Origin of the sequence: Micrococcus sp. 116, assembly GCF_902506395.1 — a bacterium.
GTDB lineage: Bacteria > Actinomycetota > Actinomycetes > Actinomycetales > Micrococcaceae > Micrococcus > Micrococcus luteus.
Genome location: NZ_LR732370.1, coordinates 1,234,772 through 1,258,267, shown reverse-complemented (window position 1 = coordinate 1,258,267; position 23,496 = coordinate 1,234,772). Strand labels below are relative to the sequence as shown.

At 74.2% G+C, this 23,496-nt stretch carries 18 protein-coding genes and 2 pseudogenes; 13 read left to right on the top strand and 7 right to left on the bottom strand.

What is annotated here, in order from left to right:
- Nucleotides 1-352: 352 nt before the first annotated feature.
- The 8 genes from CITRIK5_RS05810 to CITRIK5_RS05775 all read left to right on the top strand — a co-directional run bounded on the left by CITRIK5_RS05810 (nt 353) and on the right by CITRIK5_RS05775 (nt 9,341).
- On the top strand, nt 353-1,255 hold the full coding sequence (locus tag CITRIK5_RS05810) for a hypothetical protein (protein WP_236557150.1): 903 nt from the start codon (nt 353-355) through the stop codon (nt 1,253-1,255).
- A complete protein-coding gene (locus tag CITRIK5_RS05805; protein ID WP_159833251.1) occupies nt 1,252-2,082 on the top strand; it encodes an HAD-IIA family hydrolase in 831 nt (276 codons plus the stop codon). The genes CITRIK5_RS05810 and CITRIK5_RS05805 overlap by 4 nt, the downstream gene beginning before the upstream one ends.
- The gene (locus CITRIK5_RS05800) at nt 2,075-2,917 is read left to right on the top strand and encodes a TlyA family RNA methyltransferase (protein ID WP_159833249.1); all 843 of its coding nucleotides are present in this window, start codon (nt 2,075-2,077) and stop codon (nt 2,915-2,917) included. Before CITRIK5_RS05805 ends, CITRIK5_RS05800 begins: the two co-directional genes overlap by 8 nt.
- 115 nt (nt 2,918-3,032) lie before the next feature.
- Nucleotides 3,033-4,121: an NAD kinase gene (locus CITRIK5_RS05795; RefSeq protein WP_036383271.1), complete on the top strand. Its 1,089-nt coding sequence runs from the start codon at nt 3,033-3,035 to the stop codon at nt 4,119-4,121.
- Nucleotides 4,118-5,860, top strand: a complete 1,743-nt coding sequence (gene recN, locus CITRIK5_RS05790; RefSeq protein WP_036383274.1) for a DNA repair protein RecN — start codon at nt 4,118-4,120, stop codon at nt 5,858-5,860. Before CITRIK5_RS05795 ends, recN begins: the two co-directional genes overlap by 4 nt.
- A 41-nt stretch (nt 5,861-5,901) precedes the next feature.
- Complete coding sequence (locus CITRIK5_RS05785) at nt 5,902-6,609, top strand: NUDIX hydrolase (RefSeq protein WP_144879712.1); 708 nt, start codon at nt 5,902-5,904, stop codon at nt 6,607-6,609.
- Nucleotides 6,606-7,622 carry a site-specific tyrosine recombinase XerD gene (gene xerD / locus CITRIK5_RS05780; protein WP_159833247.1) on the top strand — a complete coding sequence of 339 codons (1,017 nt, stop codon included), beginning with the start codon at nt 6,606-6,608 and terminating at the stop codon, nt 7,620-7,622. The genes CITRIK5_RS05785 and xerD overlap by 4 nt, the downstream gene beginning before the upstream one ends.
- A gap of 9 nt (nt 7,623-7,631) precedes the next feature.
- On the top strand, nt 7,632-9,341 hold the full coding sequence (locus CITRIK5_RS05775; RefSeq protein ID WP_078025592.1) for a CTP synthase: 1,710 nt from the start codon (nt 7,632-7,634) through the stop codon (nt 9,339-9,341).
- 245 nt (nt 9,342-9,586) lie between these two features.
- Here the strand turns inward: CITRIK5_RS05775 and CITRIK5_RS05770 are convergent, their stop codons facing one another.
- Genes CITRIK5_RS05770 through CITRIK5_RS05755 form a run of 4 tightly spaced genes read right to left on the bottom strand, consistent with a single transcriptional unit; the run spans nt 9,587 to nt 13,939 of the window.
- Nucleotides 9,587-10,732, bottom strand: a complete 1,146-nt coding sequence (locus CITRIK5_RS05770; protein ID WP_144879706.1) for a bifunctional 2-methylcitrate synthase/citrate synthase — start codon at nt 10,730-10,732, stop codon at nt 9,587-9,589.
- A gap of 56 nt (nt 10,733-10,788) precedes the next feature.
- Nucleotides 10,789-11,727, bottom strand: coding sequence for a methylisocitrate lyase (prpB, locus tag CITRIK5_RS05765; RefSeq protein WP_159833245.1), 939 nt, complete (start codon nt 11,725-11,727; stop codon nt 10,789-10,791).
- Nucleotides 11,727-13,253: an MmgE/PrpD family protein gene (locus CITRIK5_RS05760; protein ID WP_159833243.1), complete on the bottom strand. Its 1,527-nt coding sequence runs from the start codon at nt 13,251-13,253 to the stop codon at nt 11,727-11,729. Before CITRIK5_RS05760 ends, prpB begins: the two co-directional genes overlap by 1 nt.
- Entirely contained in the window at nt 13,250-13,939 is a 690-nt protein-coding gene (locus CITRIK5_RS05755; RefSeq protein WP_020628108.1) for a GntR family transcriptional regulator, read from the bottom strand. Before CITRIK5_RS05755 ends, CITRIK5_RS05760 begins: the two co-directional genes overlap by 4 nt.
- A gap of 215 nt (nt 13,940-14,154) precedes the next feature.
- On the opposite strand from CITRIK5_RS05755, the gene CITRIK5_RS05750 reads away from it, so the two are divergent.
- Complete coding sequence (locus CITRIK5_RS05750) at nt 14,155-16,110, top strand: AMP-binding protein (protein ID WP_159833241.1); 1,956 nt, start codon at nt 14,155-14,157, stop codon at nt 16,108-16,110.
- Nucleotides 16,111-16,117: 7 nt separating this feature from the next.
- On the opposite strand, the pseudogene CITRIK5_RS12435 reads toward CITRIK5_RS05750, so the two are convergent.
- From CITRIK5_RS12435 to CITRIK5_RS12425, 3 genes and pseudogenes are all read right to left on the bottom strand, one after another.
- Nucleotides 16,118-16,801 (bottom strand): annotated as a pseudogene (locus CITRIK5_RS12435) (response regulator); the annotation flags it as partial.
- Nucleotides 16,802-16,830: 29 nt separating this feature from the next.
- Nucleotides 16,831-17,052, bottom strand: coding sequence for an ATP-binding protein (locus tag CITRIK5_RS12430; RefSeq protein WP_080694963.1), 222 nt, complete (start codon nt 17,050-17,052; stop codon nt 16,831-16,833).
- Nucleotides 17,053-18,007: 955 nt separating this feature from the next.
- A pseudogene (locus CITRIK5_RS12425) lies at nt 18,008-18,298 on the bottom strand (histidine kinase); the annotation flags it as partial.
- 343 nt (nt 18,299-18,641) lie between these two features.
- Here CITRIK5_RS12425 and CITRIK5_RS05735 point away from each other — a divergent pair.
- From CITRIK5_RS05735 to CITRIK5_RS05720, 4 genes are all read left to right on the top strand, one after another.
- Nucleotides 18,642-20,057: a cation:dicarboxylate symporter family transporter gene (locus tag CITRIK5_RS05735; protein WP_102708774.1), complete on the top strand. Its 1,416-nt coding sequence runs from the start codon at nt 18,642-18,644 to the stop codon at nt 20,055-20,057.
- Between the two features lie 241 nt (nt 20,058-20,298).
- Complete coding sequence (locus CITRIK5_RS05730) at nt 20,299-21,159, top strand: ParA family protein (protein ID WP_036315755.1); 861 nt, start codon at nt 20,299-20,301, stop codon at nt 21,157-21,159.
- A 222-nt stretch (nt 21,160-21,381) separates the two neighbouring features.
- Nucleotides 21,382-22,338 carry a pseudouridine synthase gene (locus tag CITRIK5_RS05725; protein WP_041102683.1) on the top strand — a complete coding sequence of 319 codons (957 nt, stop codon included), beginning with the start codon at nt 21,382-21,384 and terminating at the stop codon, nt 22,336-22,338.
- Complete coding sequence (locus CITRIK5_RS05720; RefSeq protein WP_063189213.1) at nt 22,335-23,495, top strand: prephenate dehydrogenase; 1,161 nt, start codon at nt 22,335-22,337, stop codon at nt 23,493-23,495. Before CITRIK5_RS05725 ends, CITRIK5_RS05720 begins: the two co-directional genes overlap by 4 nt.
- The last annotated feature ends 1 nt before the right edge of the window (nt 23,496 follow it).

Below are 23,496 nucleotides of genomic sequence, written 5' to 3'. Positions count from 1 at the left end.
CCGTCGCGGCGTGACGCCCAGGAAGGACACCATGGCTGAGGACACCCCCCGAGAGCGCCGCGAGGACCGCGGATCCGAGGGCCGCGGGCCCCGTGGTGGCGGTGATGGTCGGCGTCGTGGCGGTGACCGCGACGGACGTCCTCGCAGCGGTGCCGGTGACCGGCGCCGCTCCGGCGGGCCTCACGAGGACCGGCGGCGCGGCCCGGGCCAGGGGGGCGGACGCCCCGAGCGCCGCGGTGCGCCGACGGGCCCTCGTCGCGAGGACCGCGCCGAACGACCCGCGCACAATCCCGGTGACCTCCGAGCGGCGAATCGTGCGGACCAGGAGCGCTCTCCGGACATCGACCCGGACGTGACGGGCCAGGAGCTCGACCGCGGCACGCTCAAGGAGATCAACGGCCTTGACGAGCGTCCTGCCAGCTGGGTCGCCAAGCATCTCGTGATGGCCGGCCGCTACCTGGACGTCGACCCGGCGCTGGCGTTCCAGCACGCCCTCGCCGCGTCCCGCAAGGGCGGCCGCCTCTCACGCGTGCGCGAGGCAGTCGCGCTCACCGCCTACGCGGCGGGGGAGTACGCCGACGCGCTGCGCGAGTTCCGCACCTACCGGCGCATGACGGGCGACGACACCCACATCGCCGCGCAGGTGGACAGCGAGCGTGCCCTCGGCCGCACGGAGAAGGCCCTGCAGCTGGCCGCCGAGGTGGATGCCTCGCGTCTGGACCGGGCGGCGCGGGCCGAGCTGGCCATGGTCGTCTCCGGCATCCGCGAGGACGCCGGCGACCTTCAGGGTGCCCATGAGGCCCTGCAGATCCCGGAACTGGACCGGCGGCGCGGCTACCCCTTCTCTCCCCGGCTGTTCCAGCGCCAGGCCGACGTGCTGCTCGCCCTGGGGCGCCGCGACGAGGCTCGGCTCTGGGCGCGTGCCGTGCGCGTCGCGGAGAAGGCCCTCGGCGTGGGAGGGTTCGCGGACCCGGAGATCATCGACGTGGACACCGAGCCGGTCGAGGACCCCCGGGACCGCCGCCCGTCCCCCCGCGAACGGCGCCACGAGCGGTATGCGGCCGAGGCCGGTGCGGAGCCGACGGCGGACGGATCCCCGGCCGAGGAGCCGGAGGCCGCCACGGAGCCGACCGAGGCGCCCCGTCCGGAGACCGTCACGGAGCCGCCGGCCGCCGTCGACGCGCCGGACGAGGTCGGCCCGAACCAGCTGTCGCTGTTCGACGCCCTCGAGGCCCCGGAGGCAGACGAGCGGTGAGCGCCACGTTCTTCGACGGTCACGACGGGCTGCTCTGCGACCTGGACGGCGTCGTCTACGCCGGAGGCGGCGCGATCGCCGGGGCGGTCGAGACGCTGTCGACGCTGCAGGAACGGGGTGTGCCGGTCGGGTTCGTGACGAACAACGCCTCCCGCGCGCCGGAGTCCGTGGCCGAGCATCTCCGCACGCTCGGGGTGCCCGCGCAGGCGGGGCAGGTCTTCGGCTCCGCACCGGCGGGCGTCGATCTGCTCGAGGAGACGCTCGGCCGCCGCACCGGTCGGGTGCTCGTGGTCGGCTCGGCGTACCTGCGCGCCGTGGTCGAGGAGCGGGGCTACGAGGTGGTCGCGTCCGCGGCGCAGCGTCCCGACGCGGTGATCCAGGGCTTCGACCCCGGTCTCGGCTGGGCCGATCTGGCGGAGGCCGCGTACGCCGTGCGCGCCGGGGCCACCTGGGTCGCCACCAACCTGGACACCTCGATCCCGCGCGCGGAGGGGATCGCCCCCGGCAACGGGGCCCTCGTCGAGGCGGTGGGCCGGGCCACCGGCACCGCGCCCGTCGCGGCGGGCAAGCCCGAGCCACGACTGTTCCGGACGGCGGCCGAGGCCCTCGGCCTGGCCCGTCCCCTCGTGGTCGGCGACCGCCTGGACACGGACATCCGCGGCGGCAACGCGGCGGGTTTCGACACGGTGCTCGTCCTGACCGGCATCGACACGCGCGAGACCGCGGCCGCCGCCCCCGGGCCGGACCGGCCCACGTGGGTCCGTGCGCACCTGCCCGCTCTGCTCGCCGGCGGGGCCGAGGGTTCCGCGGACCCACGGCGTGGCTGAGACCGCACGCGCCGACGTCGCCCTGGCCGCCCGGGGCCTGGCCCGCTCCCGCACGGAGGGCGCGGCGCTCATCCGTGCGGGGCAGGTCCTCCTCGACGGCCGCCCGGTGCGCCGGCCCTCCGACCGCGTGGCCGCCGACGCCACGCTGCGCCTGCGCGACCCGGGCCCGCGGTACGTCTCCCGTGCGGCCCACAAGCTCGTCAGCGCGCTCGAGGCATTCCCGGACGTCGCCGTGGCCGGCCGCCGGGCGCTCGACGCCGGGGCCTCCACCGGCGGATTCACCCAGGTCCTCCTCGAGCGGGGCGCCGAACGGGTGGCCGCCGTCGACGTGGGCCACGACCAGCTGGCCCCGCCCGTCCGGGCCGACCCCCGCGTCCTCGTGCGCGAGGGGCTCAACGTCCGCGACCTCACGGCCGAGGACATCGACGGGCCGGTGGACCTGGTGGTCTCCGACCTGTCCTTCATCTCGCTGCGCCTCGTCCTCGCCCCGCTCGCGGGCGTGTGCCGACCCGGCGCGGAGCTGCTGCTCATGGTCAAGCCCCAGTTCGAGGTCGGGCGGCGCGCCCTGCCGCGCTCCGGCGTCGTCACCGATCCGGACGCCCGCCGCGACGCCGTCGCCGGGGTGGCCGCGGCCGCGCTGGGCGCCGGCCTCGCCCCCCGCGGCCTCACCCGATCCGGCCTGGCCGGCCAGGACGGGAACGCCGAGTTCTTCCTGCGGCTCCACCGCCCCGACGCCACCGCGGCCGACGACCCGGCCGGCAGGACGAGCCCGGCCACGCCCGCCGACGAGCGCGCCGCCGGGTGGGTCCGGGGCGCCCACATCGACTGGTCCTGACCCGCGTCCGGGGGGGGCGCCGCCCGTCCACGGGCGCGGGGCCACCGGTTCGCGTGTCCGATCTCGTGGCTATCCTGGAGCGCAGTGCCCGGCACCCCGGCTCGCGGAAGGAACCATGCCCTACACCCCCGGACGTCGTGTCCTCGTCCTGACCCACACGGGCCGCGAGGACGCCATCAGCGCGGCGCTGCAGGCCACCCGCATGTTCGCGGAGGAGGGCCTGGTCAGCGTCATGCTCGAACAGGACGTGGCCGCCATCCGCGCGGCCGCGGGGGACCCCCCGGAGTTCGCGCCGGAGGCCCTCGGGGTCGACTGCGAGCTCGAGGACATCACCCTCGGCCTCGTCCTCGGCGGCGACGGCTCGGTGCTGCGGGCGGCCGACTTCGTCCGCGGCCACAACGTGCCACTGCTGGCGGTGAACCTGGGCCACGTCGGCTTCCTCGCCGAGTCCGAGCGCACCGACCTGCACCGCACCGTCCAGGCGATCGCCTCGGAGTCCTACGTGGTGATCGAGCGCATGGCCCTGGACGTCGTCGTGCTCGTGGAGGGCCGCGAGGTGGCCCGCACGTGGGCCCTCAACGAGGCCTCCGTGGAGAAGTCCCACCGGGAGCGGATGCTCGAGGTGGTCGTCTCCGTGGACAACTCGCCGCTGACGGCCTTCGGCTGCGACGGCGTCGTCCTGGCCACCCCCACCGGCTCCACCGCCTACGCCTTCTCCGGCGGGGGCCCCGTCGTGTGGCCCTCCGTGGAGGCCCTGCTGTGCGTGCCCATCAGCGCCCACGCCCTGTTCACCCGCCCCCTCGTGGTGGGTCCGCGCTCCACGATCGGCGTGGACGTGCTCACCCGCACCCGCGAGACCGGTGTGCTGTGGTGTGACGGCCGGCGCACCGTCGAACTGCCGCCGCAGGCCCGGATCGAGGTGTCCCGGTCGGCGGAGCCGGTGCGCCTGGCCCGTCTCAACCCGACGCCCTTCGCGGAACGGCTCGTGCGCAAGTTCCGGCTGCCCACGGACGGCTGGCGCGGCCCCGTCACCGCCCAGGAGCGGGCGGGCGTGCTCCACGCGGTGGAGACCGTCGAGCCGCGGCACGCGGGGCCGCGTCCCGACGTCGTCGAACCGGCCACCATGCCGCTGTCGGTGCTCTCGCCCGCGGACATCCAGCGCCACCGCGACCGCGGGGCGCGTCACCCCGGGGAGGACGCATGATCGACCATCTGAGGATCTCGGGGCTCGGCGTGATCGGCGAGGCCACCGTGGACCTGGACCCCGGCTTCACCGTCGTCACCGGCGAGACCGGCGCCGGCAAGACCATGGTGGTCACCGCCCTGGGCCTGCTGCTCGGCGCTCGCGCCGACGCGGGCGCGGTCCGCCGGGGCTCGTCCCGTGCCGTCGTGGACGCCGGCGTCCGCCTGCCCGAGGCGCACGCCGCGCTCGCCCTCGCCGAGGACGCCGGGGCCGTGCTGGACGAGGCCGACGAGGGCGTCCGGGAGCTCGTCCTGAGCCGCAGCGTCACGGCGTCCGGGGAGGGGACCCGCTCGCGCGCCGCCGCCGGCGGGCGGACCGTGCCCGTCGGCCTGCTCGCCGAGATCGGGGCGACCCTCGTGGCCGTGCACGGCCAGAACGACCAGGTCCGCCTCCAGGGCGCCGACGCCCAGCGGCACGCCCTCGATGCGTTCGGCGGCGCCGAGCTCGCCGCGGCCCTGCGCGCCTACCGCGCGGACCACGCCGCCTGGACCGCCGCGCGTCGGGAGCGCGAGGAGCTCACCGCCCACCGCCAAGAGCGGGCCCGCGAAGCCGAGGCGCTCCAGCGCTCGCTCGAGGAGATCGACCTCGCCGAGCCGCAGGAGGGCGAGGACGAGGAGCTGCGGGCTCTCATCCGCCGGCTCGAGGACGTCGAGGAGCTGCGCGCCGCCTCCGGGGAGGCACACGCCCGACTGGCCGGCCCCGACGTGGACACGATGGACGAGACCCCCGGCGCCGTCAGCCTCGTGGAGGCGGCGCAGCAGGCCGTGCTCGCCGCCCCCGGCGACGACCCCGAGCTCGCCGCCGCGGCCGCGCGCCTGGCCGAGGCCGCCGTCGTGCTCACGGACATCGCCGGCGACCTGGCCCGCTACACCGCTGACCTGGACGCCGACGCGGCCTCCGACCTCGACGCGGCCCAGTCGCGGCTGGCCGAGCTCACACGACTGCAGCGGCTCTACGGACCGGAGCTCGCCGACGTGATCGACTGGGCCCGGACCCAGCGTCCGCGCCTGGACGAGCTGCAGGGCGACTCCGGCCGCCTCGAGGAGCTCGAGGCGGAGGTCGACCGGCTCGACGCCGCGCTGCGCGAACGGGCCGCGACCCTCACCGCCCTGCGCACCGCGGCCGCCGAGCGGCTCGAGACCGCGGTGACCGAGGAGCTGCACGCCCTGTTCATGCCGGACGCCTCCTTCCACGTGGGACTGACGCCGGTCGCCGGGGACGGTCTCGGCCCGTACGGCGCTGAGGACGTCACGCTCGCCCTGCGCCCCCACGCGGGCGTCGAGCCCCGGCCCCTGGGCCGCGGCGCCTCCGGCGGCGAGCTCTCCCGCGTGATGCTCGCCCTCGAGGTGGTCCTGGCCGCCACGGACCCGGTGCCCACCTTCGTGTTCGACGAGGTCGACGCCGGCGTGGGCGGTGAGGCCGCCGTGCGGATCGGGGCCCGCCTGGCCCGGCTCGCCCGCCACGTGCAGGTCATCGCCGTGACGCACCTGCCCCAGGTCGCCGCCTACGCGGACCGGCACGTGCGGGTGGAGAAGAACTCGGACCCGGCCGCGGGTGTGACCACCTCCGACGTCGTGACGCTGACGGCCGACGAACGGGTCGAGGAGCTCGCCCGCATGCTCGCCGGGCACGGGGACTCCGCGGCGGCCCGCGAGCACGCCCGGGAGCTGCTCGAGTCCTCCGCCCGCGAACGCGGCTGACCCGGTCCGCGGACGCCGCCCCGACATGAAAGGATCGCCCCATGCCTGAGATCCCCGCGTCCGCGGGACGCTCGCCCCTGCGCGACCTGCACGTCCCCCGCCCGGTGAAGAAGTCGAAGACCGTCTACGAAGGCCGAGTGTGGGACATCGCCCGGGAGTCGTTCCGCCTGGACCCGGCGGACAAGTCCCAGGATCCCCTGACCCGGGAGCTGATGGTGCACCCGGGCGCCGTGGCGATCCTCGCGGTCCGCACCAAGCTCACCACCACCGGCCCCCGCGAGCAGGTGGCCCTCGTCCGCCAGTACCGCCACCCCGTGGGCATGGAGCTGTGGGAGATCCCGGCGGGACTGCGGGACGTGGACGGGGAGGACCTCCACCAGGTCGCCGTCCGTGAGCTGGCCGAGGAGGCCGACCTGCGCGCCCGCGAGTGGCACACCCTCGTCGACTACTACACGACCCCGGGCGGCTCCAGCGAGGCGATCCGCGTGTTCCTGGCCCGTCAGATCGAAGAGATCCCCGACGGCGAGCGGCACACCCGGCAGGACGAGGAGGCGGCCATGCCGCTCGTGTGGGTCGGCCTCGACGAGGTGACCGACGCCGTCCTGGATGGGCGCGTGCACAACCCCTCCACGGTCGTGGCGATCCTCGCCCTGTGCGCCCACCGCGCCCAGGGGTGGCGGCGCCTGCGCCCCGTGGACGCCCCCTTCGTCCCGGACCGCCACGGCCCCGGGGCGGACTGGCCCGCGTGAGCACCGACCCGGCCGCCCGGGGGAGCGGCGAGGCCGAGGCCCGTGGGAGCCGTGGGGGCCGGGGCGCGGAGTCCGCGCTCGCGGCCCCGTTCCGCCGCCACCTGGAGCACCTGGCCGTCGAGCGGGGCCTCGCCGCGAACACGCTGGCCGCCTACCGCCGCGACCTCGAGCGCTACCGCCGCTGGCTCGAGGCCCAGGGGGTGCGCGCCCCCGCCGACGTCGACCCGGGCCACGTCTCGGGCTTCCTGCGGGCGCTGGGCACCGGCGAGGACGGCGGGCGGCCCCTCGCGGTCCGCTCGGCGGCCCGCGTGCTCGCGGCCGTGCGCGGCCTGCACCGGTTCTGGGCCCTCGAGGGCCTCACGCCCGCCGACCCCGCCCTCGACGTCCACCCGCCGAAGCCGGGCGACCGCCTGCCGAAGGCGCTCCCCGTGGAGCAGGTGACGGCGCTGCTGGAGGCCGTGCCCGTCGACACCCCGGCCGGCCTGCGGGACCGCGCGCTGCTCGAGTTCCTCTACGGCACCGGCGCCCGCATCTCCGAGGTGGTCGGCCTCGACGTCGACGACGTGGTGGGGCTCGCGCAGACCGGGGACGACGGCGGCCAGCCTGTGGTCCGCCTGTTCGGCAAGGGGTCCAAGGAGCGCGTGGTGCCGATCGGCTCCTACGCGGCCGCCGCGCTCGACGCGTGGCTGGTGCGGGGACGGCCCACGATCATGGCGGGAGCCGCACGCTCCACGCCCGCCCTGTTCGTCAACGCCTGCGGCGGCCGGCTCTCCCGGCAGTCCGCGTGGGCCGTGCTGAAGCGGGCGGCCGAGCGCGCCGGCCTCGAGGCGGACGTCTCGCCCCACACCCTGCGCCACTGCTTCGCCACGCACCTGCTGGCCGGCGGCGCGGACGTCCGCGTGGTCCAGGAGCTGCTCGGGCACGCGTCCGTGACCACCACGCAGGTGTACACCCTCGTCACCGTGGACTCCCTGCGCGAGGTCTACTCCGCCGCGCATCCGCGCGCGCGCTGAGCCCCGCACCTGATACGCTCAAGATCCGTGGTGAAACGAACTTCTCGTACTCAGACGTCCACGCGCGTCACCCGTCACGTGTTCGTGACCGGCGGTGTCGCCTCCTCCCTCGGCAAGGGGCTCACGGCCTCCTCGCTCGGCCACCTGCTCAAGGCGCGCGGGCTCAGGGTGGTGATGCAGAAGCTCGACCCCTACCTCAACGTGGACCCGGGCACCATGAACCCGTTCCAGCACGGCGAGGTGTTCGTCACCGAGGACGGCGCCGAGACGGACCTGGACATCGGCCACTACGAGCGCTTCCTCGACGAGGACCTCGACGGCCTGGACAACGTGACCACCGGCCAGGTGTACTCCACCGTGATCGCCCGCGAGCGCCGCGGCGAGTACCTCGGGGACACCGTCCAGGTCATCCCGCACATCACCGACGAGATCTGCCGCCGGATGCGCCTGCCCGCGGAGCCCCGCGGCGACCGCCCCGCCCCGGACGTGATCATCACGGAGATCGGCGGCACCGTCGGCGACATCGAGTCGCAGCCCTTCCTCGAGGCCGCCCGCCAGGTCCGCCAGGACGTCGGCCGCGACGACGTCTTCTTCCTGCACGTCTCCCTCGTGCCGTACATCGGCCCCTCGCAGGAGCTCAAGACCAAGCCCACCCAGCACTCCGTGGCCGCCCTGCGCTCGATCGGCATCCAGCCGGACGCGATCGTGCTGCGCTCGGACCGGGCCGTCCCCGACGACGTCCGCGGCAAGATCGCCCGCATGTGCGACGTCCCGCAGGACGCCGTCGTCAACTGCGCCGACGCCCCCTCCATCTACGACATCCCCCGCGTCATCCACGACCAGGGCCTCGACGCCCACGTGGTGCAGTCCCTGGACCTGAAGTTCAAGGACGTGGACTGGACCGCGTGGGATGCCCTCATGGACGCCGTGCACCACCCGGAGCATGAGCTCACCGTGGCGCTCGTGGGCAAGTACGTGGACCTGCCGGACGCCTACCTGTCCGTCACCGAGGCGCTGCGCGCCGGTGGCTTCGCCCACCGGGCCAAGGTGGGCATCCGCTGGGTGGCCGCGGACGAGTGCGCCACCCCCGAGGGCGCGGCGGTGGCGCTCGCGGACGTCGACGCCGTGTGTGTGCCCGGCGGCTTCGGCGTGCGCGGGCTCGAGGGCAAGCTCGGCGCGCTGCGGCACGCCCGCGAGCAGCGGATCCCGACGCTGGGTCTGTGCCTGGGCCTGCAGTCCATGGTCATCGAGTACGCCCGCAACGTCCTCGGCCTGGAGGACGCGGACTCCACCGAGTTCGACCCGGAGACCGCCTCGCCCGTGATCGCCACCATGGCCGAGCAGGAGCAGATCGTGGCCGGCGAGGGGGACCTCGGCGGCACCATGCGCCTGGGCGCCTTCCCCGCGACCCTGCGCCCGGGCTCCGTGGTGGCCGAGGCCTACGGCACCACCGAGGTGACCGAGCGCCACCGCCACCGCTACGAGGTGAACAACGCCTACCGCGACCGCCTCGAGGAGGCCGGTCTCGCGATCTGCGGCACCTCCCCGGACGGCGCCCTCGTGGAGTTCGTGGAGCTGCCCCGGGACGTGCACCCGTACTACGTGTCCACGCAGGCCCACCCGGAGTTCTCCTCCCGGCCGACCCGCCCGCACCCGCTGTTCGCCGGCCTCGTCGCCGCCGGCCTGGCCCGCCGCGCCGACGCGGCGGCCCGGCGCTGAGGGGCCGACGACCGGCCCGACACAGTGGTCACGACACGCCGTCGCCGCGCCCGGCACGCGGCGTGTCGTGACCACTCTGCGAGGGCGTCGCACCGATGACGACACGACGACGGCGGGCCGCCCCACCCGGGGCGACCCGCCGTCGTCGTGCACGCGGCACCGCGCCGCGAGCGAATGGGGCGACGTGTCGGAGGTGATCTGCGTCTACACCTCCGACAAGTCGCCCCGACCGCCCCTCACGAGGCTCAGCCCGCCGGCAGCTCCCGCTGCTCGGGGCCGTCGTAGGCCGAGAGCGGGCGGATCAGCGCGTTCGCGGCGCGCTGCTCCATGATGTGGGCGGTCCAGCCCGTGATGCGCGAGGCGATGAACAGCGGGGTGAACATCTCCGTGTCGAAGCCCATCAGGTGGTAGGTCGGGCCGGCGGGGTAGTCGAGGTTCGGCTTGATCTGCTTGGCCTCGTCCATGGCCTGCTGCAGACCGTCGTACAGGCCGAGCAACTCCTCGCGGCCGTAGTGCTCGATCATCCGGTCGAGCGCGGCCTTCATGGTCGGCACACGGGAGTCGCCGTTCTTGTAGACGCGGTGGCCGAAGCCCATGACCTTCTTCTTCTGGGCCAGGGCGTCCTCCATCCACGCCTTCGCTCGGGCGGCGGCGTCCTCACGGGACTCCTCCTTCCGGATGCCGATCTCGTCGAAGGTGTGCATCACGGCCTCGTTGGCGCCGCCGTGCAGCGGACCCTTGAGCGCGCCGATCGCACCGGTCACGGCCGAGTGCAGGTCGGAGAGCGTCGAGGTGATCACGCGCGCGGTGAAGGTCGAGGCGTTGAACGAGTGCTCGGCGTACAGCACCATCGAGACGCGGAACGCGTCCACGACCTCCGGGGCGGCCTCCTCGCCGAACGTCATCCACAGGAAGTTCTGCGAGTAGTCCAGGTCCTCACGCGGCTCCACCACCTCCTGGCCGCGGCGACGGCGCTGGTCGTAGGCGACGACGGCTGGGAACGCCGCGAACAGCGCCTGGGCCTTCTCCAGCTCGGCCTCGGGGGAGGAGTCCTCCGCCTTCGGGTGGTTCGCGCCGAGCACGGACACGGCGGTGCGGCCGACGTCCATGGGGTGGCAGTCGGTGGGCAGCAGGTCGATGGCCTGCTTCACCTTCGGGTCGAGGGCACGGTGGGTGCGCTCGAAGCGCTCGAACGCGGTCAGCTCCTCGTCCGTGGGCAGCTCGCCCGTCCAGAGCAGCAGCGCGACGGCCTCGAACGGCAGCTGCGCGGCCAGGTCCTGCACGGGGTAGCCGCGATACAGCAGGGAGTTCGTCTCCGGATTGACCTTGGAGATCGCCGTGGTGTCCACGACGACGCCGGCCAGGCCCTTCTTGATCTCGGTCTCGGTCATGGTGTCCCTCCTCGGGGAGTGGGGCCCGCCCGCGCACGGGCGGGCCCGGTGACGGGTCAGAGGTCGGCGTGGTTGGCGCCGATGTCGAGCGTGGGCACGTCGAAGTTGAAGATGCCCGTGTCGAAGGCGTTGTAGCCCTCGTAGTCCACCAGCTCGTACAGGCGGGCGCGGGTGAGCATCTGCTCCACCTGCGACTGCTGGGTGCCCTCCTCCTTGATGGCGTCGAGCACGCGCTCGGCGGCGCCCATCGCGGAGCGCAGCAGGGTGACCGGGTAGATCACCATCGCGACGCCGGCGTCGGCCAGCTGCCGGCGGGTGAACAGCTCGGACTTGCCGAACTCGGTCATGTTCGCCAGGACCGGGACCCCGAGGGGCTCCAGCTCGCGACACACGGTCTCGAACTCGCCGATGTCCTTCAGGGCCTCCGGGAAGATCGCGTCCGCACCGGCCTCCACGAGCGCCTTCATGCGGGCGATCGCGGCGTCCAGGCCCTCCACGGCACGCAGGTCGGTGCGCGCCATGATGAGGAAGTTCGGGTCCCGGCGGGCGTCGACGGCGGCGGCGATGCGCTTGACCGCGGTGTCGAGGTCCACCATGTTCTTGCCGTCGAGGTGGCCGCACCGCTTGGGGTTGAACTGGTCCTCGATGTGGCAGCCGGCCAGGCCGGCGTTCTCGAACTCCTGCACCGTGCGGGCCACGTTCATCGGCTCGCCGAAGCCGGTGTCCGCGTCGATGAGGCACGGCAGGTCCGTGAGGCGGGCGATCTGCCCGCCGCGCACGGCCACCTCGGTGAGCGTGGTCAGCCCGACGTCGGGCAGGCCCAGCTCGTTCGCGAGCACGCCGCCGGAGATGTACACCCCGGGGAAGCCCTTCTCCTGGATCAGCTTGGCGGACAGCGGCGTGAACGCGCCCGGGAACTGCTGGGCGCCGCCCTGCTTCAGGGCCTGCCGCAGGTCGATCCGCTTCTGTTCGGCCGTCTTCGTCGAGTACAGCATCAGAACAGGCCCTTCGGGGCGGCGGCGAGGTCGGCCTCGGACAGGAACGCCGGGTCCGCCAGGACGTTCAGCTGGTCCAGCTCGCCGGGCTGCAGCTCGGCCACGCGCTCGGCGGCGGCCAGGAAGCGGTCCTGCTCCTCCTTCGAGACGATGCCCTCGGCCAGGGTGCGGAACTTCTGGATGTACTGCTCGCGGGCGAACGGCCGGGCGCCGAGCGGGTGGGCGTCGGCCACGGCGATCTCGTCGGTGATGACGGTGCCGTCCTTGAGGGTGATCTCCACCGCGCCGCCGAACGCCTTCTCCGCGAGGTCCAGCGAGTGGTAGCGGCGGGTCCACTCCGGGTCCTCCACGGTGGTCACCCGGTGCCACAGGGCCACGGTGTCCTCGCGCTGGGCGCGCTCGGGGGCGTAGGAGTCCACGTGGTGCCAGGAGCCGTCCTGCAGGGCCACGGTGAAGATGTAGGGGATCGAGTGGTCGAGGGTCTCGCGCGAGGCCGTCGGATCGTACTTCTGCGGGTCGTTGGCGCCCGAGCCGATCACGTAGTGGGTGTGGTGCGAGGTCTTGATCAGCACCGACTCGACGTTCGCCGGGTCGGTGGCCTCCGGGTGCTCCCTGTGGAGCTTGCGGGCCAGATCGATCCAGGCCTGGGCCTGGTACTCGGCCGAGTGCTCCTTGGTGTAGGTGTCCAGGATGCCGCGCTTGGGCTCGCCCTGCTCGGGCAGCGGCACCTCGTAGGAGGCATCCGGGCCGTCCAGCAGCCAGGCGATCACGCCGTCCTCGCCCTCGTAGATCGGGACGGGCGAGGTCTGGCCGCGCATGGCGCGGTCCACGGCCTCGACGGCCATCTTGCCCGCGAACGCCGGGGCGTGGGCCTTCCACGTGGAGATCTCGCCCTTGCGGGACTGTCGGGTGGCGGTGGTGGTGTGCAGGCCCTGGCCGATGGCCTGGAAGATGGTCTCGGTGTCCAGGCCGAGCAGGGTGCCGATGCCGGCGGAGGCGGAGGGGCCGATGTGGGCCACGTGGTCGATCTTGTGGCCGTACAGGTTGATGGACTTCACGAGGTCCACCTGGATCTCGTAGCCGGTGGCGATGCCGCGGATCAGGTCCTTGCCGGAGCGGCCGGTGTGCTGGGCGACGGCGAGGATCGGCGGGATGTTGTCGCCCGGGTGGGAGTACTCGGCGGCCAGGAACGTGTCGTGGTAGTCCAGCTCGCGGACGGCCACGCCGTTGGCCCATGCGGCCCACTCGGGGGAGACCTTCTGCTCCACACCGAACACGGAGGCGCCCGCACCGCCGGTGGAGACCGGGTGGGACAGGGCCTGGGCGCGGGCGGCGACGATCGGGCCGCGCTTCAGCGAGGCGACCGCGACGGAGGCGTTGTCGATGATCCGGTTGATGATCATCTCCTCGACCTCGGGCAGCACCTCGACGTCGTCGACGGCCACCTCGGCCAGCTTCCAGGCCAGCTGGTCCTTGCGCTCGAGGTTCTCCTCGGAGCGGTGCACGCGCACGTGATGGTTCTTCATGGTCGGTCTCCTTCGGTGGGGGTCAGCAGGGTCGGGGTCTCCTCGGCGCGGCCGCGCCGGGTCAGATGGTGGAAGGCGTGGTGCAGGTGGACCCGCGTGGTCGCCTCCGCGAGGTCTGCGGCGCCCGAGCCGACGGCGTCGGCGATGTCCGCGTGCTCCGCGGCGGAGGCCGCGAGGCGGGCCGGGTCGTCGGCGGCCAGTCGGCGCAGGCGCGCCAGGTGCAGGCGCAGGGTGCGCAGGGTGGAGACGAGGTAGGGGTTCGCGGCGGCCTCGTCCAGCCGGCTGTCCAGCTCGGCCGTCATCGCGTAGTAGTCCGCGGGGTCGGTCCCGCCGCGCAGGGCCGCCTCGGCCTCCTGGAAACGGCCCGCGAGGACCGTGAACCGCTCGGCCGCCTCCGGGGTGGCCCGCTGCGCGGCCCGGCGCGCCAGGAGGGACTCGAGGGCGATGCGCAGGTCGAACAGCTGGTCCGCCTGCTCGAGGGACAGGTCGGCGACGACGATGCCCCGGCCCGGTGCCTGCTCGGCCAGGCCGTCGGCCACCAGGCGGGAGAGCGCCTCGCGCAGAGGGGTGCGCGAGATGCCCAGGCGTTCGGCCTGCTCCACCTCGCCCAGGCCCGCGCCCGGAGGGAGGGACCAGTCGAGGATCTCCGCCCTCAGGGCCTGGTACGCCCGCTCACTCGCTCGCATGCCGCCAGTGTATACACAACAGTCCCGCCGAGGGCAGGGACGTGTCCGGTGCGCGCGTCGGACGGCGCCGTCGAAGGGGAGCGTCGTCCGGCGTGCGGGGGCTGGGTGGTGCGTCCCCGGCGCGGGTCTCGCGCGTGCCGCCACGCCTCACTGACGGGGCACGAAATGTATACAGATCCCTTGCCCCCTGTGATCCACGGCACTACCCTGGGCGCATGGCGACCCACGATGCCCCCGCCGAAGACCGCCCCTCCGGCGCGTACGCCGACGCCCACGCCCGCTCCCTCCGCGACCCCGAGGGGTTCTGGCTCGACGCGGCGCGCGCCATCGACTGGACCGTCGCGCCCACGCGCGCCCTCGACGACTCCGCCGCGCCTCTGTACCGCTGGTTCCCGGACGGCGAGCTGAACACCGCCTTCAACTGCCTGGACCGGCACGTCGAGGCGGGCCGCGGGGACGCCGTCGCGCTGATCCACGACTCCGCGATGACCGGTGAGGTCACCCGCTACACGTACGCCGAGCTCACGGACGCGGTGGCCCGCCTGGCCGGCGCCCTGGCCGCGCGCGGCGTCGGCAAGGGCGACCGCGTCCTCGTGTACCTGCCGATGATCCCGCAGGCCCACATCGCGATGCTGGCGTGCGCGCGGCTCGGCGCGGTGCACTCCGTGGTCTTCGGCGGCTTCGCCCCGCGCGAGCTCGCCTCCCGCATCGACGACGCGGCCCCCGACGTCGTGCTCACCTGCTCCGGCGGCATCGAGCCCAAGCGCCGGGTCGAATACCTGCCCGCCGTGGCCGAGGCGCTCGAGACCGCCGCGCACCCCGTGCGCACGGTGCTGGTCCACCACCGCGAGGGCTTCGAGACCGCGCTCGCGGACGCCGACGGGCGCGGTGGCGCGAGCTGGGAGGACTGGGGCGAGGCCGTCGCGGCCGCCGAGCCGGCCGACTGCGTCCCGGTGCAGGCCACCGACCCGCTGTACGTGCTCTACACCTCGGGCACCACGGGCAAGCCGAAGGGCGTCGTCCGGGACAACGGGGGCCACGCCGTCGCCCTGCGCTGGACCATGGAGCACATCTACGACGTCGGCCCGGGGCAGGCGATGTGCACGGCCTCGGACGTGGGCTGGGTCGTGGGGCACTCCTACATCGTCTACGGCCCGCTGCTGGCCGGGGCCACCACGGTCATGTACGAGGGTAAGCCCGTGGGCACGCCCGACGCCGGCGCGTTCTGGCGGCTGATCGAGGACCACGGCGTGCGCTCCTTCTTCACGGCCCCCACGGCACTGCGCGCGATCCGCCGCGCCGACCCCGAGGGTGAGCTGCTCCAGGCCCACGACCTGTCCTCCCTGCGGCACTTCTTCGCCGCGGGCGAGCGCCTGGACCCGGAGACGCAGCGGTGGATCGAGGGCCTGCTGGGCATGCCGGTGATCGACCACTGGTGGCAGACCGAGACCGGGTGGGCCATCGCGGCGAACCCGGTGGGCCTGGAGCAGCTGCCGGTGAAGATCGGCTCGTCCTCGGTGCCCTCGCCGGGCGTCGATCTCGTGGTCCTGGACGGCCTGGGCGAGCCCGTGCCCGCCGGGACCGAGGGCAACATCGCCCTGCGGCTGCCGCTGCCCCCGGGCACCCTGCCCACCCTGTGGGGCGACGACCAGCGCTACATCGACTCCTACCTCAGCGCGTTCCCCGGCCATTACGCGACCGGTGACTCCGGCGTCGTGGACGAGGACGGCTACGTGTTCGTGCTCGGCCGCACCGACGACGTCATCAACGTCTCCGGGCACCGGCTGTCCACGGGCGTCCTCGAGGCCGCCCTGGCCTCCCACCCGGCGGTGGCCGAGTGCGCCGTGATCGGCGTCGCGGACCCGCTCAAGGGCCAGCGGCCCTCGGGCTACGTGGTCCTCAAGTCCGGCGTCGAGACGCCCGAGCCCGGCTCCGAGGCCGAGGCCGCGCTCCTGGACGAGCTGCGTCAGGCGGTGCGCCGCGAGGTGGGCCCGGTGGCGGACTTCCGCGACGTCGTCGTGGTGGACGCGCTGCCCAAGACCCGCTCGGGCAAGATCCTGCGCAAGACCATGCGGCAGATGGCCGACGGCGAGGAGTACGCGGTGCCCTCGACCATCGAGGACCCCGCCGTGCTCGAGGCCCTGGCCGGGGTGCTGCGCCCGGCCCGCTGAGCCCCGCTCACGCGCGGCCGGCCCAGCGGTACTCCTGCTCGGGCCGGCCGCGGCCGCCGTGCCGGGCCGAGCGCCGCACCCGGCGGATCCGCTCGAGGTGCTCGAGGTAGCGCCGGGCCGTCACGCGGGAGATGCCCAGGCGCTCGCCCACCTCGGCCGCGCTCAGGGCGGTCTCCGGGTCCGCCCCCAGCAGCTCCACCACCTCGCGCAGGGTGCCCTCGGTCAGCCCCTTGGGCAGGGCCTCGGCGCGCCGCTCACGGGAGACGCGGAAGACGGCGTCCACCTGCTCCTGGCCGTCGAGGGCGCCGTCGCCGGCCAGCATCGCCGAGGCGGCGCGGAACCCGCCCAGCCGATCCGCGAACTCGTCGAACCCGAACGGCTTCACGAGGTACTGCGTCACGCCGTACGCGACGGCCCGGCGCACCACCGGCAGGTCGGTGGCCGCGGTGAGCGCCAGCACCCCGCCGTGGAAGCCCGCCGCGCGCAGTTGGTGCAGGAAGTCCAGGCCGTGCCCGTCCGGCAGGTTCATGTCCAGCAGCACGACGTCGAACGGGAAGCGCCCGTCCGCGTGCAGGCCCGCCGCGGCGACCTGCCGCGCGGCCAACAGGGAGCCGGCCACCGCGGCCACCTCGAAGCCCGGCAGCCGGTCCAGGTGCGCCACGTAGGTCTCGGCCGTCAGCTGCTCGTCCTCGACGACGAGCACCCGGTACGGGCGGGCGGTCATATCTCCTCCTGGGGTCGGGGGGTGCGGGGCACCTCGACGGTGAACACGGTGCCCGAGTCGGTCGCGACGTCCGCGACCCCGCCGGCCTCCTCCGCGATCCGCCGCGTCAGCCACAGCCCCATGCCGCGTCCGGCGGCGCCGACGGGCTTCGTCGACCAGCCCCGGTCGAAGAGTCGGCCGCGGTCCGCGTCGGAGGGTCCGGGGCCGCCGTCGGCCAGCTTGCACGAGCAGGCCCGCGGCGTCCGAGACCACCTCGACGTCGACCCACCGGTCTGCCGCGGACAGGTCGGGTGCGGCGGCCGCGTCGAGGGCGTTGTCCACGAGGTTGCCCAGCACGGTCAGCAGGTCGAGCGGGCGCAGCGGGGCGGGCGCGGTCAGCTCGGCGGACCAGGTCAGCGCCACGCCCCGCTCACGCGCCTGGGCGGCCTTCGCGTCGAGCAGGGCGGCGAGGACGTCGTCGGAGGCCTCCTCGTCCGGGGCGCGGCGGGACAGCACGGCCCGGGCGGCCTCCAGCCGGCCCGACTCCACGAGGGCGAGGGCGGTGTGCAGCTGGTTGGCGTGCTCATGCGTCTGCGCGCGCAGCGCCGTGGTCAGTGTGTGGGCCACGGTGAGCTCGTCGCCGAGCCGCTGCAGGTCGGTGCGGTCGTGCAGGACGAGCACGCGCGATCCCGCCGGGGCGGTGGTCACGCCCTCGCGGGCGGCCGCGGCGAGGGCCGTCGGCGGGACCGACCCGCCGGGGTCGGAACGGCCGGGCGACCGCACGACACGCTGCTGCACCACGAGGACCCGCCCGCCGGCGGCGAGGCTCGCCTCGCCGCCGACCGCGCCCGGCAGGGCCGCGGAGAGCTCGGTGGGCAGTCGAGGCTCGCCCGCGCCCTCCCAGCCGAGCAGGCGCGCGGCGGGGTCGTTGTGCAGGCGGGCCCGCCCGTCCGGGGCGAGGACCACGACGCCGGCCTCGAGCGAGTCCATGGCCGTCTCCGCCAGCAGGAACTGCTCGGCGATCTGCTCGGGGCCGCGTCCGAGCGTCACCCGGTTCAGATACCGGCCCACGAGCCAGGCGACGAGCAGGCCGACGGCGGCCACGGCGGCCGAGCCGAGCAGGATGCCGGGGATCTGGGCCTGGGCCATGATGGCGACATCGGAGATCTGCACGCCCGTCGTGACCACGCCCAGGACGGTGCCGTCCTCCGGGTCCACGACCGGTGCGAGCGCGCGCACCGAACGGCCCGCCGCACCGGTGCTCGAGAGCTCCACGACGGTGTCCCCGGCGACGACGGCGTCCACCGGCTTCGGGTAGCGGACACCGACCTGCTCGGGGCGCCAGCTCGCCAACCGCATCCCGTCCGGGTCCATCACGGTCAGCCACGAGACCTGTGCCTCGGCGATCCAGCCGTCGATCCCGGCCTGCAAGGCGGGGGCGTCGCCGGCCCGCAGGGCCGAGACGAGCGCGGGGTCGCGCGCCACGAGGGTGGTGACGCCCTGGACGTGGCGCTCCTCGACGCGCTGGGCCACCTCGCGGGCCTGGAGGTAGGCGCTTCACACGCTGAACAGGGCGATGGCCGCCACGAGCGCCACGTGGACCACGGCGATCCGCCGGGCGATCGACCACGGGTGGCGCATGCCTCTCCTCCCTCGGGCCGGCGACGCGCCGGTCCACCCCCACGATCCTGCAGTCCGTCGGCCGCCGTGACCACTATGACCGCAATCGTGACCGACACCACCCGGGGCCGCGAGAGTGGTCACATCCCTCCCGCGCCGTTGCGGACCGCTCGGCGGCGCCCCACCACCGCACAGAACGGAACGCCCGATGGCGCACACCCCACCGGCCGAGACCTCGGCCCCGCCGGCCCCGGCGACGAAGAAGGACCGCACCCACTGGCTGTACATCGCCGTGATCGCCTCGGTGGTGCTGGGCGCCGCCGTCGGCCTGTTCTTCCCCGAGTTCGGCAAGTCCCTCAAGCCGCTGGGCGACGGCTTCGTCTCCCTCATCAAGATGATGATCGGCCCGGTCATCTTCTGCACGATCGTCCTCGGCGTCGGCTCGATCGCCAAGGCCGCGACCGTCGGCCGCGTGGGCGGCATCGCCCTGGTCTACTTCATGGCGATGTCCACGTTCGCGCTGGCCATCGGCCTCGTCGTCGGCAACCTCATCCACCCCGGCGAGGGCCTCAAGCTGACGCCCTACGACCCGAACAAGCCCCAGGCCGCGGCGGACGGCACCGTCCAGTTCCTGCTGGACATCATCCCCGGCTCCCTGCCGGTGCTGCCCACCCTGTTCATCGCCCTGCTCGTGGGCTTCGCCCTGCAGCAGATGGGCCCGGCCGGCGCCCCGCTGCTGCGCGGTCTCACCCTGATCCAGGGTGTCGTGTTCCGCCTCCTCATGATGGTGATGTGGGTCGCCCCGATCGGCGCCTTCGGTGCGATCGCCGCCGTCGTCGGCTCCACAGGCTGGTCCGCGATCGGCGCCATGGCGCTGCTCATGGGCGCCTTCTACCTGACCTGCATCGTTTTCATCGTGGTGGTGCTCGGCACGATCCTGAAGGTCGTGACCGGCCTGAGCATCCTGGCCCTCATGAAGTACCTGGGCCGGGAGTACCTGCTCATCTTCGCCACCAGCTCCTCCGAGACCGCCCTGCCCCGCCTGATCGCCAAGATGGAGCACGCCGGCGTGGACAAGTCCGTCGTGGGCGTGACCGTGCCCACCGGCTACTCCTTCAACCTGGACGGCACCGCCATCTACCTGACCATGGCCGCGCTCTTCGTCTCCAACGCGATGGGCGCGGAGATGAACCTCGGCGAGCAGATCGGCCTGCTGGTCTTCATGATCATCGCCTCGAAGGGCGCGGCCGGCGTCACCGGCGCGGGCATGGCCACGCTCGCCGCCGGCCTGCAGGCGCACCGACCCGAGCTGCTCGGCGGCATGGGCGTGATCGTGGGCATCGACAAGTTCATGTCCGAGGCCCGCGCCCTGACCAACTTCACCGGCAACGCCGTGGCCACGCTCCTCGTCGGCCGCTGGGTGGGCGAGCTCGACGGCGAGCGTGCCCGGCGCGTCCTCAGCGGCGAGCTGCAGTTCGACGAGGCGACCGTGGCCGGCCACGACGGCGCCGCGCACGACCCGCAGCAGTCCCCGACGATCGCCGAGCAGGCCTACGAGGGTCACCCCGACTCCAGCCTGAACTTCGCCATGGCCGCCGACGGCGACCGGAACCCCGCCCGCTGACGGAGGCGGCGGGCCCGCGCGGCACGCCGCACCGTCGACCACCGGCGACGCCGGGGACGAGCCTGGACACCGGCCCGTCCCCGGCGCCGCCGTCGTCCCGGGAACGCCAGGCACTAGGGTGGGGGAAGATCCGGACACGCCGACGACGGCGGCCGCGGCGCGCCGCGGCCCGCGGCCGGGCGTGCAGACCACCGTGGAAGGAGCCGGCGCCGCCGTGACCTCGAGAGAACCGATCCCCGTGATGACCATCCACGGCGAGCCCGTGCTCGGGCCCACCGGCCGGCCCAAGCACGACTTCCCCGAGCCCGCGCCCCTGACCTCGCACGGCCCGGCGCGGATCATCTCGATGGTGAACCAGAAGGGCGGCGTCGGGAAGACGACCTCCACCATCAACCTGGGCGCCGCGCTCGCGGGCTACGGCCGCAGGGTGCTCATGGTGGACTTCGACCCGCAGGGCGCCCTCTCGGCCGGCCTGGGCGCGAACCCGCACGAGCTCGACACCACGGTGTACAACGTGCTCATGGAACGGTCCGTGACCGCGAAGGACGCGATCCTGTCCACGGACTTCGAGAACATGGACCTGCTGCCGGCCAACATCGACCTGTCCGCGGCCGAGGTGCAGCTCGTCAACGAGGTGGCCCGCGAGCAGGTCCTCGAGCGCGCGCTGCGCCAGGTCCGCGACGACTACGACGTGGTCCTCATCGACTGCCAGCCCTCGCTGGGCCTGCTGACCGTCAACGCGCTGACCGCCTCGCACGGCGTGATCATCCCGCTGACCGCCGAGTTCTTCGCGCTGCGCGCGGTCGCCCTGCTCGTCGAGACGATCGAGAAGGTGCAGGACCGGCTCAACCCGGACCTGGAGATCGACGGCGTGCTGGCCACGATGTTCGACCAGCGAACCCTGCACTCCAAGGAGGTCGTGGGCTCGCTGGTGGCCGGCTTCGGGGACCGCGTGTTCGAGACCGTCATCAAGCGGTCCATCAAGTTCGCCGACGCCACGGTGGCGGCCACGCCCATCACCCTGTTCGCCGAGAACCACGACGGCGCCAAGGCCTACCGGCAGCTCGCCCGCGAGCTGATCTGCCGCGGCGGCGCGCCGTGACCGTCCGCTGAGCGCCGACGACGCCGGCCCGGTCCCGTCGCGGGACCGGGCCGGTTCTCTGCGCGCTCGCGGCCGGGGGAGCGGTGGCCGGGAGACGCGACGCCGTCGATCTGCGAGAATGGAGCCGGGCGTGTCCGTCTCCGGGCCGTCCCTCACCCCCTGACCCGTCCGCCGCCGGCCCGACCGGCGCCGTTGACGCGCACCCGAAAGGACGCCCTCCCCATGAACTCCCGCAAGCCGCGAGGCTCCGGACGCACCCCCGCCGTCGGTCGACGGGGCGGCCCGTTCCAGGAGCGCGATTTCCAGCGACAGATCGGTGCCCGCCGCGGCGCCGCCGCCCCCCGTGAGGAGGCCCCCTTCGACGAGGACGCCGTGCCGCGCACCCGCGGCCGCCGCGGCCGCGGCGCCGGCGCCGCCCGGGCCAAGGCCGCCCACCTCGACCGCATCCACGACGAGTCGGGCGAGCGCCTGCAGAAGGTGCTGGCCGCGGCGGGTGTGGCGTCCCGGCGCGTGAGCGAGGACCTCATCGCGGAGGGCCGTGTGGAGGTGGACGGCGTCGTCGTCACCGAGCCCGGCGTGCGCGTGGACCCGGCCCGGGCCGTGATCCGGGTGGACGGCATCTCCGTGCAGACGGACGTGACCAAGCAGTACTTCGTCTTCAACAAGCCCCGCGGCGTGATCTCCACGATGGTGGACCCGGAGGGCCGGCCCTCGATCGCCACCTACCTCAAGCCCGGGCAGGAGCACCTGTTCCACGTGGGCCGTCTGGACAACGAGACCGAGGGCCTGCTCATCCTCACCAACGACGGTGAGCTGGCCAACCGCCTCACCCACCCCAGCTACGAGGTCCCCAAGACCTACGTCGTGCAGACCCGCGGCCCGCTGGCCAAGGGCGTCTCCAACCGGCTGCGCGAGGGCGTGGAACTGGAGGACGGCGTGGCGCAGGTCGACTCGTTCAAGCTCGTCGACTCGACGCCGGGCCACGTGCTCGTCGAGGTCGTGCTGCACTCGGGCAAGAACCGCATCGTGCGTCGCATGTTCCAGGAGATCGGCCACCCGGTCGAGCGGCTCGTCCGCGTCAAGGTGGGCCCCATCCTGCTGGGCGACCAGAAGCAGGGCACCGTCCGCGCACTCAACGCGCAGGAGCTGGGCCACCTCAAGGCCCTGGTCGGCCTGTGAGCGCGCCCGCCGAGTCCGCCGCCAAGCTCGGTGACGGCCCGGCCGGGATCCCGCAGCCCGTGCTCGTCCGGGGGACCGGTCTGCTGGGCGCCTCGATCGGCATCGGGCTGAGCGCGGCCGGTGTGGACGTGCGCCTGCACGACCCCTCGCCCGCCGCCCTGGCCGTGGCCGCGGACATCCGCGCCGGACGCCCCGCCCGCCTGGACGCCGAGGGCGACGACCTCGACGTCGCCCCAGGACTCGTCGTCGTGGCCGCGCCGCCGGACGTGACCGCCGACGTCGTGGTCGACTCGCTGCGCCGCTGGCCCGCGGCCGTGGTGGTGGACATCGCCTCGGTGAAGGAGGCGGTCGCCGCGGGCGTGCGCGCTGCCGTCGACGACGGCCGCCTGGCCCCGCAGGACGCCGACCGGTACCTCGGGACGCACCCGATGGCCGGCTCCGAGCGGTCCGGTCCCGTGGCGGCCCGCGGCACCCTGTTCACGCAGGCGCCGTGGGTGCTGTGCCCGACGGACACGACGCACCCGGGCGCCCTCGCGGCCGGTCGGGCGCTCGCGCTGACGCTGCAGGCCACCCCGTACCGGATGGCGGCCCGCGCCCACGACGAATCGGTCGCGCTGATCTCGCACCTGCCGCAGATCGCCGCCTCGCTCGTGGCCTCCCGCCTGCAGGACACCCCGGACCAGGCGCTCGCCCTGGCCGGCAACGGGCTGCGGGACACCACCCGGATCGCAGCGTCGGACCCGCAGCTGTGGGTGCAGATCCTCTCCGGCAACGCCGGGCGGATCGTGCCGGCGCTGCACGGGCTGCGGGCGGACCTGGACCGGCTGATCCGCACCCTGGAGGACCCCTCCGCCCCCGGGGCGCGGCTGGACATGGCGCAGCTGATCGCCGAGGGCAACGCCGGTCGGGCACGGGTGCCCGGCAAGCACGGGGCGCCGCCGCAGGCGTTCGCGGTGGTCACGGTGATCGTGGACGACGCCCCCGGGCAGATCGCGGCCCTCCTCGACGAGGTCGGCCGCACGGACGTGAACGTGGAGGACCTGCGGCTCGAGCACGCCTCGGGCCACCGGGTCGGCATGGTGGAGATCTCCGTGCTGCCCGGCCGCAGGGACGAACTCGTGGCGGCGCTGACCGCCGCCGGATGGAAGGTGGTCTGAG